This window comes from Arthrobacter liuii (assembly GCF_014639275.1).
GTDB lineage: Bacteria > Actinomycetota > Actinomycetes > Actinomycetales > Micrococcaceae > Arthrobacter > Arthrobacter liuii.
The window spans coordinates 1-977 of record NZ_BMFW01000080.1; the positions used below are offsets into that span (position 1 = coordinate 1).

The following is a 977-nucleotide window of genomic DNA, read 5'->3' on the forward strand; positions in this document are numbered from 1 at the left end:
TTCAGCCCGACGAACTCGGGGCCCATCTGGACTTTGGCCTTGATCCACTCCGGTTTGCGTTCCACGGGAACGGCCGAGTTACGCTGCTCCACGCGCAGCAGCTTCCGGCCTTCAGGTGCCAATGTCATCGGTACTCTTTCCTTAGCATTCCACGACGTTGACGGCGAGGCCGCCCATCGCTGTTTCCTTGTATTTGTCGCTCATGTCTTTGCCGGTTTCGCGCATGGTGATGATGACTTCGTCCAGGGAGACCCGGTGCGTGCCGTCGCCCCAGAGCGCCATTTTCGCGGCGTTGATCGCCTTGGCGGCGGCGATCGCGTTCCGTTCGATGCACGGGACCTGGACCAGCCCGCCGATCGGGTNCCGCCCATCACCTCGGCCAGGCCCGCGGCGGCCATCGAGGACGCGGAACCCACCTCGCCCTGGCAGCCCACCTCGGCCCCGGAGATCGAGGCCTGTTCCTTGTAGAGCACCCCGACGGCGCCGGCGGCGAGCAGGAACCGGACCACCACGGCGTCGCGGTCTTCCTGGCTGGCCTGGTCCATGCCCGGGGCGAAATGCAGCGCGTAAAACAGGACGGCGGGGATGATCCCGGCCGCCCCGTTCGTCGGGGCGGTGACCACGCGGCCGCCGGACGCGTTCTCCTCGTTCACCGCCAGGGCCACCAAGTTAACCCACTCCTGCCAATACCGCGGGTCGTAGGGGCCCGCATCCCAGTCCACGTCCGGGTCCTCTTCACGGGTGTCGGCGGACTCTTTCTTGAGCCGTTCGTACCAGTCCGGGGCGCGCCGGCGGACCTTTAACCCGCCCGGCAGCACCCCCTCGCGCTTCAGGGACGTGGCCACGCAGGCCTCCATCACGGACCAGATATGCAGCAGCCCGGCACGGATCTCCTCCCCGGCGCGGGAGGCCTTCTCGTTGAGCAGCATCACATCGCTGACGCCCAGCCCGGTGTTCCGGCAGTGGTCCAGCAGTTC

General features: G+C 67.3%; 2 pseudogenes. Both read right to left on the reverse strand.

The annotated features are described in order from the left end of the window. Nucleotides 1–128: pseudogene (locus IEW19_RS23150) on the reverse strand (lipoyl synthase); the annotation flags it as partial. Nucleotides 129–141: 13 nt separating this feature from the next. Then, nucleotides 142–977, reverse strand: a pseudogene (locus tag IEW19_RS23155) (L-serine ammonia-lyase); the annotation flags it as partial.